This is a genomic window from Streptomyces sp. NPDC127129 (genome assembly GCF_042671585.1).
Taxonomy (GTDB): domain Bacteria; phylum Actinomycetota; class Actinomycetes; order Streptomycetales; family Streptomycetaceae; genus Streptomyces.
The window spans coordinates 46,606-59,710 of sequence record NZ_JBHXTV010000004.1 but is presented as its reverse complement, the minus strand read 5'-3'; the positions used below and the strand labels follow the sequence as shown (position 1 = coordinate 59,710).

At 70.0% G+C, this 13,105-nt stretch carries 16 protein-coding genes; 9 read left to right on the top strand and 7 right to left on the bottom strand.

All coding sequences use genetic code 11. The annotated features are described in order from the left end of the window. Window positions 1-20 precede the first annotated feature (20 nt). The gene (locus ACFVGW_RS08725) at window positions 21-377 is read left to right on the top strand and encodes a winged helix-turn-helix transcriptional regulator (RefSeq protein WP_385851364.1); all 357 of its coding nucleotides are present in this window, start codon (window positions 21-23) and stop codon (window positions 375-377) included. A 4-nt stretch (window positions 378-381) separates the two neighbouring features. On the opposite strand, the gene ACFVGW_RS08720 is transcribed toward ACFVGW_RS08725, so the two are convergent. Continuing rightward, window positions 382-1,128, bottom strand: coding sequence for a class I SAM-dependent methyltransferase (locus tag ACFVGW_RS08720; RefSeq protein ID WP_385851363.1), 747 nt, complete (start codon window positions 1,126-1,128; stop codon window positions 382-384). A gap of 272 nt (window positions 1,129-1,400) precedes the next feature. Here ACFVGW_RS08720 and ACFVGW_RS08715 point away from each other — a divergent pair, with 272 nt between their 5' ends. Further along, entirely contained in the window at window positions 1,401-1,898 is a 498-nt protein-coding gene (locus tag ACFVGW_RS08715; protein WP_383289467.1) for a cupin domain-containing protein, read from the top strand. A gap of 16 nt (window positions 1,899-1,914) precedes the next feature. Here ACFVGW_RS08715 and ACFVGW_RS08710 read toward each other — a convergent pair whose 3' ends face one another. Further along, window positions 1,915-3,339 (bottom strand): PLP-dependent aminotransferase family protein, encoded by a 1,425-nt coding sequence (locus ACFVGW_RS08710; protein ID WP_385851362.1) that lies wholly within the window; start codon window positions 3,337-3,339, stop codon window positions 1,915-1,917. A gap of 47 nt (window positions 3,340-3,386) precedes the next feature. Between ACFVGW_RS08710 and ACFVGW_RS08705 the strand changes: the two genes are divergently transcribed. After that, complete coding sequence (locus tag ACFVGW_RS08705; RefSeq protein WP_385851361.1) at window positions 3,387-3,851, top strand: carboxymuconolactone decarboxylase family protein; 465 nt, start codon at window positions 3,387-3,389, stop codon at window positions 3,849-3,851. Window positions 3,852-3,875: 24 nt separating this feature from the next. On the opposite strand, the gene ACFVGW_RS08700 is transcribed toward ACFVGW_RS08705, so the two are convergent. Beyond that, a complete protein-coding gene (locus ACFVGW_RS08700; protein WP_385851360.1) occupies window positions 3,876-5,174 on the bottom strand; it encodes a GDSL-type esterase/lipase family protein in 1,299 nt (432 codons plus the stop codon). Between the two features lie 586 nt (window positions 5,175-5,760). Here ACFVGW_RS08700 and ACFVGW_RS08695 point away from each other — a divergent pair. Then, window positions 5,761-6,225: a lamin tail domain-containing protein gene (locus ACFVGW_RS08695; protein WP_385851359.1), complete on the top strand. Its 465-nt coding sequence runs from the start codon at window positions 5,761-5,763 to the stop codon at window positions 6,223-6,225. 393 nt (window positions 6,226-6,618) lie between these two features. Beyond that, entirely contained in the window at window positions 6,619-6,879 is a 261-nt protein-coding gene (locus ACFVGW_RS08690; RefSeq protein WP_385851358.1) for a hypothetical protein, read from the top strand. A gap of 72 nt (window positions 6,880-6,951) precedes the next feature. Here the strand turns inward: ACFVGW_RS08690 and ACFVGW_RS08685 are convergent, their stop codons facing one another. Then, window positions 6,952-8,886 (bottom strand): DnaB-like helicase C-terminal domain-containing protein, encoded by a 1,935-nt coding sequence (locus tag ACFVGW_RS08685; RefSeq protein ID WP_385851357.1) that lies wholly within the window; start codon window positions 8,884-8,886, stop codon window positions 6,952-6,954. 155 nt (window positions 8,887-9,041) lie between these two features. Between ACFVGW_RS08685 and ACFVGW_RS08680 the strand changes: the two genes are divergently transcribed. Further along, entirely contained in the window at window positions 9,042-9,248 is a 207-nt protein-coding gene (locus ACFVGW_RS08680; protein WP_383221548.1) for a hypothetical protein, read from the top strand. Between the two features lie 178 nt (window positions 9,249-9,426). Here the strand turns inward: ACFVGW_RS08680 and ACFVGW_RS08675 are convergent, their stop codons facing one another. Beyond that, a complete protein-coding gene (locus ACFVGW_RS08675; RefSeq protein WP_385851356.1) occupies window positions 9,427-9,645 on the bottom strand; it encodes a hypothetical protein in 219 nt (72 codons plus the stop codon). 344 nt (window positions 9,646-9,989) lie between these two features. Here ACFVGW_RS08675 and ACFVGW_RS08670 point away from each other — a divergent pair, with 344 nt between their 5' ends. Then, complete coding sequence (locus tag ACFVGW_RS08670) at window positions 9,990-10,427, top strand: nitroreductase family deazaflavin-dependent oxidoreductase (RefSeq protein ID WP_385851355.1); 438 nt, start codon at window positions 9,990-9,992, stop codon at window positions 10,425-10,427. Window positions 10,428-10,520: 93 nt separating this feature from the next. On the opposite strand, the gene ACFVGW_RS08665 is transcribed toward ACFVGW_RS08670, so the two are convergent. Next, window positions 10,521-11,099: a suppressor of fused domain protein gene (locus tag ACFVGW_RS08665; RefSeq protein ID WP_385851354.1), complete on the bottom strand. Its 579-nt coding sequence runs from the start codon at window positions 11,097-11,099 to the stop codon at window positions 10,521-10,523. Window positions 11,100-11,141: 42 nt separating this feature from the next. Here ACFVGW_RS08665 and ACFVGW_RS08660 point away from each other — a divergent pair, with 42 nt between their 5' ends. Beyond that, complete coding sequence (locus ACFVGW_RS08660) at window positions 11,142-11,420, top strand: hypothetical protein (protein ID WP_385851353.1); 279 nt, start codon at window positions 11,142-11,144, stop codon at window positions 11,418-11,420. Between the two features lie 228 nt (window positions 11,421-11,648). Here ACFVGW_RS08660 and ACFVGW_RS08655 read toward each other — a convergent pair whose 3' ends face one another. Continuing rightward, entirely contained in the window at window positions 11,649-11,798 is a 150-nt protein-coding gene (locus ACFVGW_RS08655) for a hypothetical protein (protein WP_385851352.1), read from the bottom strand. Window positions 11,799-12,341: 543 nt separating this feature from the next. On the opposite strand from ACFVGW_RS08655, the gene ACFVGW_RS08650 reads away from it, so the two are divergent. Next, the gene (locus tag ACFVGW_RS08650) at window positions 12,342-13,103 is read left to right on the top strand and encodes a hypothetical protein (RefSeq protein WP_383289479.1); all 762 of its coding nucleotides are present in this window, start codon (window positions 12,342-12,344) and stop codon (window positions 13,101-13,103) included. Window positions 13,104-13,105: the final 2 nt, after the last annotated feature.

Here is a 13,105-nt window from a genome sequence, read left to right as displayed (position 1 = left end):
TAATGGGCTACCGTGGCATCGTGACCATCACACCCCTCCCCGAATGCGGTGTCGCCCGGTTCCTCGCCCTCCTCGAAGGACCGTGGGCGACCCTCATCGTCCGCGAGCTGCTCCACGGCCCGCACCGCTTCACCGAGCTGCGCCAGGCGCTCCCCCGCATCAGCCCGCACACCCTCACCAGCCGCCTGCGCCAGTTCGAGACCTACGGCCTCGTCACCCGGACCGCCTTCCCCGAGATCCCCCCGCGCGTCGAGTACCGCCTCACGCCCCTCGGTGAAGGGCTGCGCCCCGTGCTCGAAACGATGGCCGAGTGGGCCACGTCGATCCCCGACCCCGCTTCCACCGACGCGGACGCGGACGCTCCCGGCGCGATCTAGGGCCTCAGGCGCGGCAGCGGAGCATCTCGAACGTCGGATTGGCGCGGTAGTCCGCCCAGAACGCGTCACCGTACGCGGCCACGCCGGCGGGCGACACCTCCGTCGGCACCCACTCGATCTCGCCGAACCCGGCCTTCGCCAGACACGTCTCGAACACCTCGCGCCGCGCCAGGCCGGCGGTGAACGTGATCGGCGCCTCCTCCAGCAACGCGGTGATCCGGACGCGCGGGCCGGTGCCGCCCTCCTCGCCCGTCAGCTCGGTGAGGAATCCGTACTCACGCGGCGACGGCCCGGAGAAGTCGTAGTCCGGTGTCTGGTGGAGCATGAGGAATTCGCCCCCGCTCCTCAGGCTCCCGTGCACCTTGCGGCACAGATGCTCGAACTCGGCGACGGTCTGCGCGTAGTTGAGGAACATCACCGCGGTCGCCACGTCGAACGGCTCCCGCGCCGGCGTCAGATCGGCCACGTCACCGACCTCGTAGCGCACCCCCAGCGGGGCCGCCTGCTCGATGCCTTCGGCGGCGCGGATCATCTCACCGGACACGTCGATGCCGAACACGTCCGCCGCACCGCGCCGCTTCAGCTCACGCGTGTAGAAGCCGGTACCACACGCCAGATCGATGACCCTCCGGCCTGCGACATCCCCGACCATGCCGAGGAAGCTGGGCGCCTCCACGTACCGGGCGAGCGGCAGAGCCTTGAACCCCTCGAAGGCCTCACCGATCTCGTCGTACATCTCCTGCGTGCTCATCGCACACTCCTCCCGTGAGTCGCCCGGAGCCCCGGACGACATCGGCAGTCTCTCCACACATGGCATCCGGCCCGCACTGGCAGAAGCCACGAAGAACGGCCAACTGGCCCGTTGGCCAGACGAATCACGGAGCGTCCAGACCGTCCCGCCGCTCGAATTGACCCAAGATTCCATGGCCTCAATGCACCCAGCCATGGGTCTTTCCGGAGACTAGATTCAGTGGTGTCGCCGGGAGCACCGGGCGGCGGAACCACGGAGATCCAGGAGTGACCATGACGTTCACCAGCGCCCCGAAGCCCGTCCTCGTCCGCGCCGACGAGGCCGAGAGCCTGCAGGACGGTGCGACCAGCCTGATCACGCTGCTCGCCGACGCGAACGCCACCGGCGGTGCGCTGACCGCCAATCGCGCGACGCTGCAGAAGGGCTCGCCGGGCGCCCCGGCTCACTTCCACACCCGGGCCACCGAGATGTTCTACGTCCTCGACGGGTCCATGCGGATCCTGCTCGACGACACGGTCCTCACGCTCGGCGCGGGTGACTTCCTGACCGTCCCTCCGACGGTGCCGCATGCCTTCGCGCCGGCTCCGGGCAGTGCGGCCGAGATGCTCGTCGTCTTCACTCCGGGGATGGACCGGTTCGACTACTACCGGCTCCTGGAGCGCGTCTACCGTGGCGAGGCCACGGTCCAGGACATCCGCGACAGCTCCGAGCAGTTCGACAACCACTACTTCGAGAGCCCCGTCTGGCAGGCGGAGCTCGCCCGGCGCTGAACGCACCGGCCGTGGGTCACGGTGGGGGCGGCAGGATCCTGCAGAGCGCGTCCAGGGCGGCGGCGTACGCGTGGTCGGGCGGGGTCGCGTAACCCACGACGAGCCCGTCGAAGAGCGCGGTCCCGGTCGCGGGGTGCCGGAAGCCGGAGAGGCCGTCGAGTGCGAGGCCGAGCCAGGTGGCGGCGTTCACGGCGGCGGCCTCGGTTCCCGGGGGCAGCCGCAGCACGGCGTGCAACCCGGCCGCGACTCCGGTGACTTCGATGTGCGGCGCGTGCTCGGCGAGGGCCGCGACCAGCCGGTTCCGGCGCTCTCGGTAGCGCTGGCGCATCTGCCGGACGTGACGGTCGTAGGCACCGGAGGTGATCAGGTCCGCGAAGGTGAGCTGCTCCACCACGCCGGTCCAGCGCTCCCGCCTCCCCTTCGCCGCGAGGACCGGACCGACCAGATGCTCCGGCAGCACCATCCAGCCCAGCCTCAGGGCGGGCGACACACTCTTGCTGGCCGACCCGACGTACAGGACGTGGTCGGGGTCCAGGGCCTGGACGGCGCCGACCGGTTCGCGGTCGTACCGGAACTCGCCGTCGTAGTCGTCCTCGATCACCACACCGCTCCGGGCGCGCGCCCAGTCGACCGCCGCGTTGCGCCGCGCGGGGTCGAGTGGCCCGCCGACGGGAAACTGGTGGGCCGGAGTGAGCAGTACCGACCGCACGCCCCGGCGCCCGTCGAGGTCCTCCGTTCTCGTGCCGAACTCGTCCAGGCCGAGCGGTACCGTCCGAACCCCGTCGGCCGTCAGCAGGGCGCGGTGGAACGGCAGTCCGTACGCCTCGACGGCGAGCGTTCCGCGCAGCACGCCTCCGCCGCCGAATAGCAGCCTCAGCGCGTCGGAGAAGCCTGAACAGATCACGATCCTCTCGGGGCCGGTCCGTACGCCGCGTACCCGGGCGAGGTAGTTCGCGAGCGCGGTGCGCAGCTCGATCCGGCCCTGCGGGTCACCCGGCCCGAAGGCGTCGTTCGGGGCGGCGGTGAGCGCCCGGCGGGTCGAGGTCGACCAGGCGTTCCGCGGGAACGACGAGGCGTCCGGCTGACCCTGCGTCAAATCGTGTACGGGCGCGGCCGGCCCCGTGGGCGGCTTCTTCGGCACGCGTACGGCCCTGGCGGGTGCGGCGCGCTCCGCGACCCGGGTGCCGGAACCCTGCCGGGCGGTCAGCCAGCCCTCGGCGACCAGTTCCGCGTAGGCGTCGGCGGCGGTGTTCCGTGAGATGCCGAGGTCGGCCGCGAGCGACCGGTAGGGCGGCAGCCGTACGCCGGCGGCCAGCCGCCCCTCCTGGATCGCCTCGCGCAGAGCCCGGGCGAGGGCGGCCCGGCGCGAACCCGTTCCGGCCAGCTCGAGGTGCAGGTCGGCACCGATGCGCTCGGCCAGATTGACCCAGGATTCCGCCACGTGAATGCACCTCTCGGGGGGTCTGCGGGTTCCCTAGGTTAGTGACCATGCAGAACACCACAGCACCCCGAGTCGACTTCGCCGCCACCGTGCCCAAGGCGTTCAAGGCGCTCATCGGTTTCGACAGCGCGGCCCGCGAGGGGCTCGATCCGGCTCTGGTCGAACTGATCCAGATCCGCTCGTCCCAGCTCAACGGCTGCGCCTACTGCCTCCACATGCATGTCGGCGACGCCCTGAAGGCGGGCGAGGACGACCTCCGTCTGCACATGGTCGCGCTCTGGCGCGAGGCCGGGCACTACTTCACCCCCAAGGAACAGGCCGCACTCGCACTCACCGAAGCGGTCACCCTGGTCTCCGCGGGCGGAGTCCCGGACGAGGTGTACGCCCGGGCCTCCGCCGAGTTCGACGAGACCGAACTCGGGCACGTCCTCGCGGTCGTCTGCGCGATCAACACCTGGAACCGCATCGCCGTGAGCACCGCCAAGGTGGCCGGCACGGACGAACGCCGATAGCTCCGCTCATCGGCGGCCTGTCGCCTACGGAATGGTCAGGGAGCACACGCGGCTGGCGGGGTCGAAGACGCGCAGGTCCCTGATCATCTTCTTGGCGAGGAAGAGATGGCCTCGCTGGTCCGGGTGCAGGCCGTCGCCGAGGAGGTTCAGAGGGACCGTGCCGCCGTTGGTCGCGAGCCAGTGCGCGTGGTGGTCGATGAGCACGACACCCGACTCCTCCGCGACCTCGCGCATGATCGTGGCGTAGTCCGCGAGGGCGGCGTGGTTCGGCCACCGGTTCAGGTCGACCGGATTGGGGGTCTGCAACAGGGGTACGGCTCCGCCGGGCAGTGCGCGGACGTTCGCCACGAGCTTGCGCAGGTTGGCCCGGTACACGTCGCGTCCGGTCGAGGCGGTGGCGGCGTCGTTCGTACCCAGCATGATCGACACGACCTTGGGCCGGAACACGGAGACGCGATCGGCGAATTTCGCCACCAGGTCGTTGGTGGTGCTCGCGCTGACTCCGGTGTCGATGACGAAGTCGCTGTGCTTGGGCTTGCCGAGTTCGTAGCGCAGTCGCTCCTGGAAGTGCTCGCAGTAGCTGCGCCAGCCGTTGGTCCAGAGTGCGCCATGGGTGATGCTGTCACCCGTGGTCAACCAGACGGCCGGAGTACTCGAGTTGAGGATCGAGGAGAGCGTGCCGAAGTCGACGAGGTCGAGGCGCACACTCACCGCGGCCACCTCCCTCGCCGACAGGACCCGGTCGTAGACGGCGACGCGCTTGATGGTGCCGGTGTAGAACCCGGCGCCGCCGGGATGCCCACTGTCGACGTTCCGCGCGATGTTGAGCGCGGTGAGGGGGGCCGCGCCGGCGAAGAAGTTGGCCTGACCCGTGGTGAGGACGCGACGCCCGTCGGCGTAGAAGGTGGTCCCGCTGCTGTTCACGGTGATCGCGACGGTGTGCGGCATGCCGTCGTCGTACATGGTGCGCGTGAGGTGGTTCTGCTTGACGGCTCCGTTGCTGCGCACGGAGAACTGCAGCCTGCCGGCACTGACACAGACCGCGACGTCCGTCGCCGGTCTCGTCGGGTCCGAGGCGCTGACCAACGTCATCGCCGTGTTGCGGCTCGTCGTGCTGAAGGTGGCCAGAATCGTGCCCGCGGCCAGTGCCCGCACCTTCACGATCTCACCGGACAGGTCGGTGTACGACCGCCCGTCGTACACCCTCTCGACCCGGTGGTCCAGCACGGGCGGCATCGGCGACGCCGCGAAGGCCCGCCTCAACGGCGTGGCCAGGGGGGCGGGCAGGGCTCCCGCGGCGAAGAGGACAGATCGTCTGCGCACAGTGATTCCTCTGCGGTCGGAGGGGCGCTCGCACCGAGCGCTTGCCTCGGTGACAACTGCCGCGCGGCGACGTGGGACCCGACTCTCCCGCGTAGCCGCAGCAGGACGCTACGACAGCAAGGGGTGTGTCGTAAGGCGAGCGCACGTCATGTAGGCGTACGGCGCACGGAGAGGAGAAGACGACCGCCGGCGGCCGCTCCGACCTGCCGCCCTCGTGTGCGAAAGCCTGCTAGTTGTGCGAAGAAACGTGCAGAACTGCCGTTACGCGGGCCCGCCACCTGATCGGCGGAGCATGCCGGGTGGCGCGATCGGTGGCGCGCCGGAGCGCGCAAGGGCTTGCCGTCGCCGATGCGACGGGTGGGTGCAGCAGTCAGCAAATGTCGGGACCATGCCTATCGGGATGCTTGATCGATACAGGCGACGGTTACGGAAATGTCCGTAATCGGTAACTGGACTCGGTCGGCGTGCCGACGTGCCCGGCGGGGCGGCACAGTGTGCGTCCCCGGCCCACACCGGACCGGCATCCACACCGCTCTCACCAGCGAATTCCTGCTGCTGAGGCGCCGTTCTCGAGGAGACATCACCCATGTCTGCTTCTTCGACCGCCCGCCGTATCGCCGCCACCGCCCTCGCGGCCGGCGCCATGGTCTCCGTCGCCGCCCTGCCGGCCGCCGCCCACGACGGCGACCGCCACCGTCAGGAGCGGGTGGAGATCAGCCGCGTCCAGGCCGACAGCCCCGGACGCGACAATCGCACCAACCGGTCGCTGAACGGCGAGTGGGTCGAGATCACCAACAACTCCCGCCACTCGGTGAACCTGGACGGCTGGACCCTGCGCGACAGTGACGGCAACCGCTACCGCTTCGACGACTACCGTCTCGGCGGCCGCGCCACCGTCCGCATCCACACCGGCTACGGTCGCGACACCCGCACCGACCTCTACCAGGACCGCCGCGACTACGTCTGGGACCACCGCGACAAGGCGACCCTCCGCGACGACCACGGCCGCACCGTCGACACCGAGTCCTGGGGCGGCCGCCACCACCGCTGACCCGACGGGCCGGCACCCCGCTCTCCGCTCGTCCACGGCGGAGAGCCAGGCCGGCCGGCCCTCCTGAACCGCGTGCGCCGGGCATCCTGAGCTGCCCGGCGCACGCGCACGAGGTGGACAGGGCAGGCGCTGGCATATGCGCATGTTCTCGGTGCACGACTCTGTCGCACGCCGGGCCGACGGTGGCAATGTGTCCGTACGCGGTCCTCGCGCACCACCCCGGAAGGGGATCGCGACCCTGGTTCCGTCTGCCGTCCGGCGGGCGGACCCACGCCGCCCCTTCCCGGCTCCCCACGGGAAGGGTCCAGGCGTGTCCCGGGATTGTCAGACCCCCCTCGTAACGTCGTGGACGAGGGCCGGAGCACGCCGGCCACCGGAGCACCGGAGCGGGTCATGGGCGAGATCAGTGTCGACAGACAACACCTGGACCACCTGCTGGCCGACAGCGCCAGCCCTTACGGCACCCCGTATCAGGAGGCCTTCGCCGCACTCGCCGCGTCGCACCGCGGCCGCCCGGTGGCGGAGATCCTGCCGTTGCTCCGTGCGGCCGCCGACCAGGCGCTCCTCGGCTTCACTCCGGCCGATCTGCGCGAGCAGGCGGAGGCGATCAGCACCGGCGCGCCGTACACCCTGAGAATCATCGTGACCGGGTGAGGAGCGGCTGCGCGCGAACGAGTCCGCACCTCGCCCACCGGCCCGCCGGCCGCCGCGCGTGACCTGCAGGCGTCAGCTGAAGTCGACGAAGCGCGAGTAGTGCCCCTGGAAGAGCACGGTGACGACGCCGGTCGGCCCTTGGCGGTGTTTGGCGATGATCAGGTCGGCCTCTCCGGCTCGCGGTGTATCTCTGACGTACGCGTCTTCCCTGTACAGAAGGACCACCAGGTCGGCGTGGTTCTCGAGCGAGCCGGACGCATGCAGGTCGGCGAGGGTCGGCATCGTGGGGGTGCGCGACTCATGGGTCGGGGTGAGCTGAGAGACGGCGATCACCGGTACTTCGAGCTCGGAAGCCAGGAGCTTGAGCCCGAGGGCGATCTCGGTGTTCTCCTCGGCGTGCGGGTCCAGCGGCCGCAGGTCGTTGGCGAGCAGATGCATGGCGTCGACAACGATGAGACGGATGTCGTTCCTGGCGTGGAGCCGCCGGGCGTGTTCGCACAGTTCTCTGAACGACGGGGTGGCGCCGTCCTGGATGTAGAGGGGCGCGGCGGACACGTCCGCCATGCGTCGCGCCAGTCGGGTCCAGTCCTCGTCGTCCATGGTCCCGGAGCGCATACGGTGCAGGGCGACGCGGCATTCGGCCGACAGCAGCCGCATCACCACGTCGTTCCGACTCTCTTCGAGCGTGAAGAGGACTGACGGGAGCCCCTGACCGATCGAGACGGACCGCAAGATGTCCTGGGCCAGGATGGACTTGCCCATGGAGGTGGCGCCAGCGAGAACGATCAGCTGCCCGGGGTGGAGTCCGCCCGTCAGGATGTCGAGATCCTTGAAGCCTGTCGGCAGACCGGCACTGCCCGATGTGCCGATCGCCTCGATCTGGTCGAGGGCTCCTACCAGGACGTCTCCGAGAGGGAACGCGGCAGGCGGAAAGTCTCCCGCCGCCACGTCCTCACTGGTCCTGGGGTTGTCAGGGGTTGTCCGGGACAACCCCTCCCCCGCCCCTGGAACCTCGTCGCCGACGGTCTCACCGGGAATGACTCTCTCGCCGGTCCGGCCGGGAACGACCCTGCCGGCGATGCGCTTGTCCGTCTCGTCCCACCAGCCGATGTCCTCGGCCGCCTCCTGGACTGCCTCGTGCTCGCGGTCGAGCACATCGCGGGCCTTACGGAGCGCAGCGTCGACCTGGTCGAGGGCGTCGTCGTCAGCGGCATCCGCCGGAGCGGGGAGCACCACCTCCGTACTGCCCGAGGGCGGCCCGTCGTCCTTCACCTCCCGCCGAAGTTCCCGCAGCTCCTCCTCCAGGTCGATGATCTGGCGGGCTGCGAGATCGGCGACCTGTTGTGCCTTGTCCCGCTCGGCCTCGGCGCGTGCCAGCTGCAGCCGGAGGTCCTCCGTCTGCTTTCGCGCACGTTCCAGCCGGCCGGAGGTCGTACGGACCTCGACCGGTTCGGGATGGGCCGAGGCCCGGATCGCGTCCAACTGCCGTGTGAGCTGGGCAACCTGGGCCTGCGCCTGCCCGAGCAGGGCGAACAGCACGGTGGCCACCTGCAGCGCCTGCACCCGCGCCTGCTCGCTGATCTCGAACGCCTGACGGACCCGGTTGAGATCCTCGAGCGCCGCGATCGTGCCCTTCTGGGCCTCGACAAGGTCGTATGCGGCATGGGGCACGGTGGCAGTCGGGGCTGTGCCCGCCGCCTCCCACAACGGCCGGATCACCTCCAGGCGGTCGGACGCGTGCTGCCCGCTTTCGTACGGGAAACACACGTCGGCGACGGCCTCGGCGAGCTCCCACGTCAGGCCCACGCCGTTGAGCTGCTCACGTAAGCGCCACATCGCTGGTACATCCCCGCCGAAGTGTTCCGGCGTCAGGAGCCGGTGCAGCCGGGTGACCGATACGTTCGACGCGTCGAGCCAGCCGCGCAGGATGTGCACGAGGTCGTTGATCTCCGTGCACGATCCGCGCGCCGCCGCCCACGGACGCCCCGGGCGCTTCGAAGTCCCCACGTCGCCCCCCCCTTCAGCGAGTTGTCCGTCGAACAACCCCTCGTTGTCCCGGAAACAACATCCAACCGGTTCATCAGCGCAGGTGGGAGGTGGATCGTCGATTCCAGGCGGTCCGAGAGCAGATCGCCCTCCGCCGAACGGCCTTGGAGGAATCCGTGAACCTCACCCACACCGCGATGCTGGTCCTGTCGATCGCTCTGGGCGTGATCCTCTCGCTGCTGGCAGCAGGGGCGGCCTTCGCTGTGGCGCGCTGGGGCGGCAGCCCGGTTCCTGCGTGCGTCGCCGCGTCCGGCAAGGCGTTCGCGACGTCGTTGATGGTGTTCAGCGCCGTCCTCGCCGTCGCGGTCGCGGTCGCCAAGTAGTCGGATTTCAGCGGTAGGAGACCGTCGCTTCCGCTTCCCCAGGGCTGTCCGGCGGATCAGGTGACTGTTGCGGGTTCAGCTCGTTGGCATGTTCATGGGTCCGGCTGAAGCCGCATCTGCGGAAGGCCGGTACCCGGCGCGGACTCGCGAGGGGGCCGGGGGCTCTCCGTACGCCCTCCTACGCCCCTTCGAGCCGTGCCAGGACGAGTGTCAGCGGCAGGGTGGCAACGGCGAGCGCGAGTCCCGCTGCTGCGAGGCCGCCGCGGATCTCCCGCTTGCCACGAACCCCCAGGTAGGCGGCGATCAACGGGAGCACGCAGCACAGCAGCAGGCTGAAGTGCCAGCCCTCCTCACTGAGGAAGAAGACCATCACTGCCACACAGACCGGGACGGACATGACGGTCATCATGCGGCTGCGTGTAAGGAAGAGTTCGAGGTCGTCGATTCCACCGAAGAAACTCATGCCCCGACCCCTGCCCTCTTCGCCGCCTGTCGTCGGATGATCGTAGCGACCGCTGTGTGGACCGGGCCCACCGCGGTGCCGACCTCCAGGGGGGCCGCGTGGGAGCAGTTCGCCTTCGTCTTGCGCTGCCGGGAATACACCTGGTGCGGGATCGGCTGGACCGTACGTCGGCGGGGAGATGGTGGTCGCCACGCGGCTGCCATGCAGACAGTCCCGACGGCGGTTGCCTGAGAGCGTCTACGGGATCCGGTGTCGCCGGATCCCAGGGAAGGGTGTTCATGCCACTCGAAGGTGTATACGAGCCCAGTCCGTCGCAGTGGGTGCGGAACCAGGTCGAGCTGTACGAGTCGTCAGGTGGTACCAAGGGAACGACGATGCGGGGCCTGCCCGTGGTCCTGGTGACGAACGTCGGCGTGAAGAGCGGCAAGATCCGCAAGACGCCGCTCATGCGGGTGGAACACGACGGGGCCTACGCGCTCGTCGCCTCGAACGGCGGCGCGGTGAAGCATCCGGTCTGGTACCACAATCTGGTCGCCTCGCCTCTCGTCGAACTGCGCGACGGCCAGGATGTCTGGGACATGAAGGCCCGCGTGGTCACCGGCGAGGAGCGGCAGGCGTGGTGGGAGCGCGCTGTCGCCGCCTTCCCCGACTACGCGGACTACCAGCGCAAGACCGATCGGGAGATTCCCGTCTTCGTCGTCGAGCGGACCGACTAGCCAGGACTCGATCGTGTCCGCGCCGGTGCGCCCCCGGGACAAGTGTCCTGGGGGCGCACCGGTGCGTGCCTGCCTGCCTTCGCCGGGCCCGTCTCAGGCCACGGAGGCCCGCCCTGGATCGACGGGGTCGATCGCATGCTCGTCGAAACGGACTTCGAGGGCCTCGAGTCCCCTCTCACGACGGTAGTCCTTCTCCGCCGCGGTGATCGGCAACAGCCACAGAATCCGGGCATGGGCTCCGCCTTCCCACTGGCAGACCTCGAAGTCGGGTCCGAAGGGATACGGCAGGCTCACCAGGTAGTGGTCGCAGTCGGAGTCGTCCAGCCACGGGCGGCCGATAGGGACGGTGTGCCCGACGTCGAGCCGCTGGTGCACCGGTCCGCAGTGGTAGTACGCGTTGACCGTGACGCTCTCCAGGTTCGTCCAGTCGTCGCGCGGTGCCGCCAGGAAGAACTCCGTGCCATGGCCGTCGTGCTGCGTCGCCTCCCAACAGCCCGACGTCACATACAGCCACCAGTCGCCCGGATGCGCGGGATGAACCCGGAGCACCCTGAATCCGGGTACGCGGTCCTCGATGGGTCCCTCCACCCCTGGGACCTCGTCGATGACGCGCCCCGGGAGCGTCCGGTGGAGGTGCTCGAGAAGTGCAGCGCGCGCTGTGGTGTCCGGCATCCGAACATGATGCCCGGCCTGTGCCCAGCCCCACCATGGTGGGTGTCTCCCTCGGAACCGGTGCAGGCACCGCAGCGACAGCGCCCCGGGGACGCGCTGCGCGCGATGGACGACGGGGCCGACGGGTGGGGCATCGAAGGGCTTGTCTCATCTCCCGGGTGGCTGATCCGCGAGGCTTCCACGCAGGGACACCCGTCTCCGTACACGACCCCGTGGCAGACCGGCAACCTCGACGAGGGCAGCAAGTACGACCTCGACGTGTGCCTGGTGAAGGGCTCGGAACGGGTGTGCCTCTACAACTACTTCCGTGTGACGGCGTAAGCGGGTCCCCCACCCCTGTGACAGGGAGCGGCGACCGCTTCGAGCCGCTTCCTGTCGGGCACCTGATGAAGCGTTCACCCCGACGGCAGGCACGGCATCCCGTGACCGGCCCCGGTCATGATCGTTACCCGCAGTGGCTGCGCCCTCCGTCCTCGGGTCCCCGGCGCGCGTACGACTTCAGGCCGCGACGGTGAGGAACGACGAGTGGGTGGCTGGATCAATGTCGGTCTAGGGGCTGCGGCAGCCCTGTGCCCGCTGCCGCAGCACGGCGACGTCACCGTCGTCATGGACCACGACCTCACCGGCCATCGCCTGGTGGTGTGTGCCCCGGACGTCAGCGTCGACATGGGGTACGGCGATGAGGCGCCCGAACCCCATCGGCCCGCCTGCACACCGCCGTCCCCGCCGGTCACACCACCGCCCGTGGTGCGGCCGTCTCCCTCGCCTCCGTCACCGTCGGCCCCGGAGCCCGGACCCACGCCGACGCCGACGCCGACGCCGCACAGGACGCCCGGACGCGTGCTCTCGGCTCCACCGGAAGCGGCTCCGGCGCCCGCGCTCCCCGCGCCGCCCGCGCCCTCTCCCCGTCCCGAGCCGGCACCGGCCTCGGACCCCGCGCCGAGCACCGCCCCGGCGCCGCCGCGACCGGCGGAAGCGCCCCAGGCCTTCCGTTGGGTGCCTCGTTCGCACTACACCGGCGGTCCGGCGCGTCCGGCGCCGGCCAGGCTCTCGATGACCATGTCCACGGTCGTGGTCACCCTCCCGGCTGTTCTCGCCGCAGCCGCCCTCCGACCGGGGTCCCGTCGCCGCGGCCGTGGCTGACCGTCGTCTCCCCGTCGGGTCCGCGGATACCCGGCCGAGCGGCCCACCGCGTCGGCCCGCCCTTCGTCCACATCGCTTCACCTGTCATGGAGTTGTCCTATGCCGGAATGGCTCGTCTACACCCTGGCCTCTGTCCTGGTCTGCGTTCTCGTCGTCACAGCGACCGTCGTACGGCACCGGCGCGTGGACGTCGACGAGGACACCTCCGAGACCCCGGACGTGCTGGAGTACATGGTCATGATGGTCGGCGTCGTCTACGCCATCGTGCTCGGTCTGGCGATCGCCGGCGTGTGGGAGGCCCGTAGTGCGGCCGAGGACACCGTCCAGCGCGAGGCCCAGGCCCTGTACGAGATCGACCAGCGCCTGGACGTCTATCCCGCCGCCTTCCGGACGCAGATCAAGACGCACATCGACGCCTACGCCCGGCACGCCGTCGCCGCCGAATGGCCGGCCCTGAAGGACGGCACGCCCGTCGACGGCACCGGCGCCGAGCTGTTGGGCCGCATCCGCAGCGACATCGCCCACCGCGCGCCGGCCGACGAACTCCAGGCTCAGGCCTACCAGCCGCTCCTGGACCAGGTGGCGGCCGCTGACGACGCCCGTCACCAGCGGCTGGACACCTCCGGCACGACACTGCCCGCCGCACTCTGGTTCGGCCTCGTCGCCGGCGCCATGGTCACCCTCGGCCTGCTCTACACCCTGCAGATCCGCCGCTCCGCGCGCGAACTGCTGCTTGCCACCACCTTCAGTGCTCTGGTGGTCTTCCTGCTCTTCCTCGTCTGGAGTTTCGACGCGCCCCTCGGCCACTCCGGAACGGACTCGGCCCAGCCTCTGAGCGACCTGATCACCAGCGCTGCCTGAGG

Coding starts and splice junctions, on each gene's coding strand:
- ACFVGW_RS08720 (WP_385851363.1), bottom strand. CDS start 1,128: ATGAGCACGCAGGAGATGTACGACGAGATCGGTGAGGCCTTCGAGGGG.
- ACFVGW_RS08715 (WP_383289467.1), top strand. CDS start 1,401: ATGACGTTCACCAGCGCCCCGAAGCCCGTCCTCGTCCGCGCCGACGAG.
- ACFVGW_RS08705 (WP_385851361.1), top strand. CDS start 3,387: ATGCAGAACACCACAGCACCCCGAGTCGACTTCGCCGCCACCGTGCCC.
- ACFVGW_RS08695 (WP_385851359.1), top strand. CDS start 5,761: ATGTCTGCTTCTTCGACCGCCCGCCGTATCGCCGCCACCGCCCTCGCG.
- ACFVGW_RS08690 (WP_385851358.1), top strand. CDS start 6,619: ATGGGCGAGATCAGTGTCGACAGACAACACCTGGACCACCTGCTGGCC.
- ACFVGW_RS08675 (WP_385851356.1), bottom strand. CDS start 9,645: ATGTCCGTCCCGGTCTGTGTGGCAGTGATGGTCTTCTTCCTCAGTGAG.
- ACFVGW_RS08670 (WP_385851355.1), top strand. CDS start 9,990: ATGCCACTCGAAGGTGTATACGAGCCCAGTCCGTCGCAGTGGGTGCGG.
- ACFVGW_RS08665 (WP_385851354.1), bottom strand. CDS start 11,099: ATGCCGGACACCACAGCGCGCGCTGCACTTCTCGAGCACCTCCACCGG.
- ACFVGW_RS08655 (WP_385851352.1), bottom strand. CDS start 11,798: ATGGGGTTCGGGCGCCTCATCGCCGTACCCCATGTCGACGCTGACGTC.
- ACFVGW_RS08650 (WP_383289479.1), top strand. CDS start 12,342: ATGCCGGAATGGCTCGTCTACACCCTGGCCTCTGTCCTGGTCTGCGTT.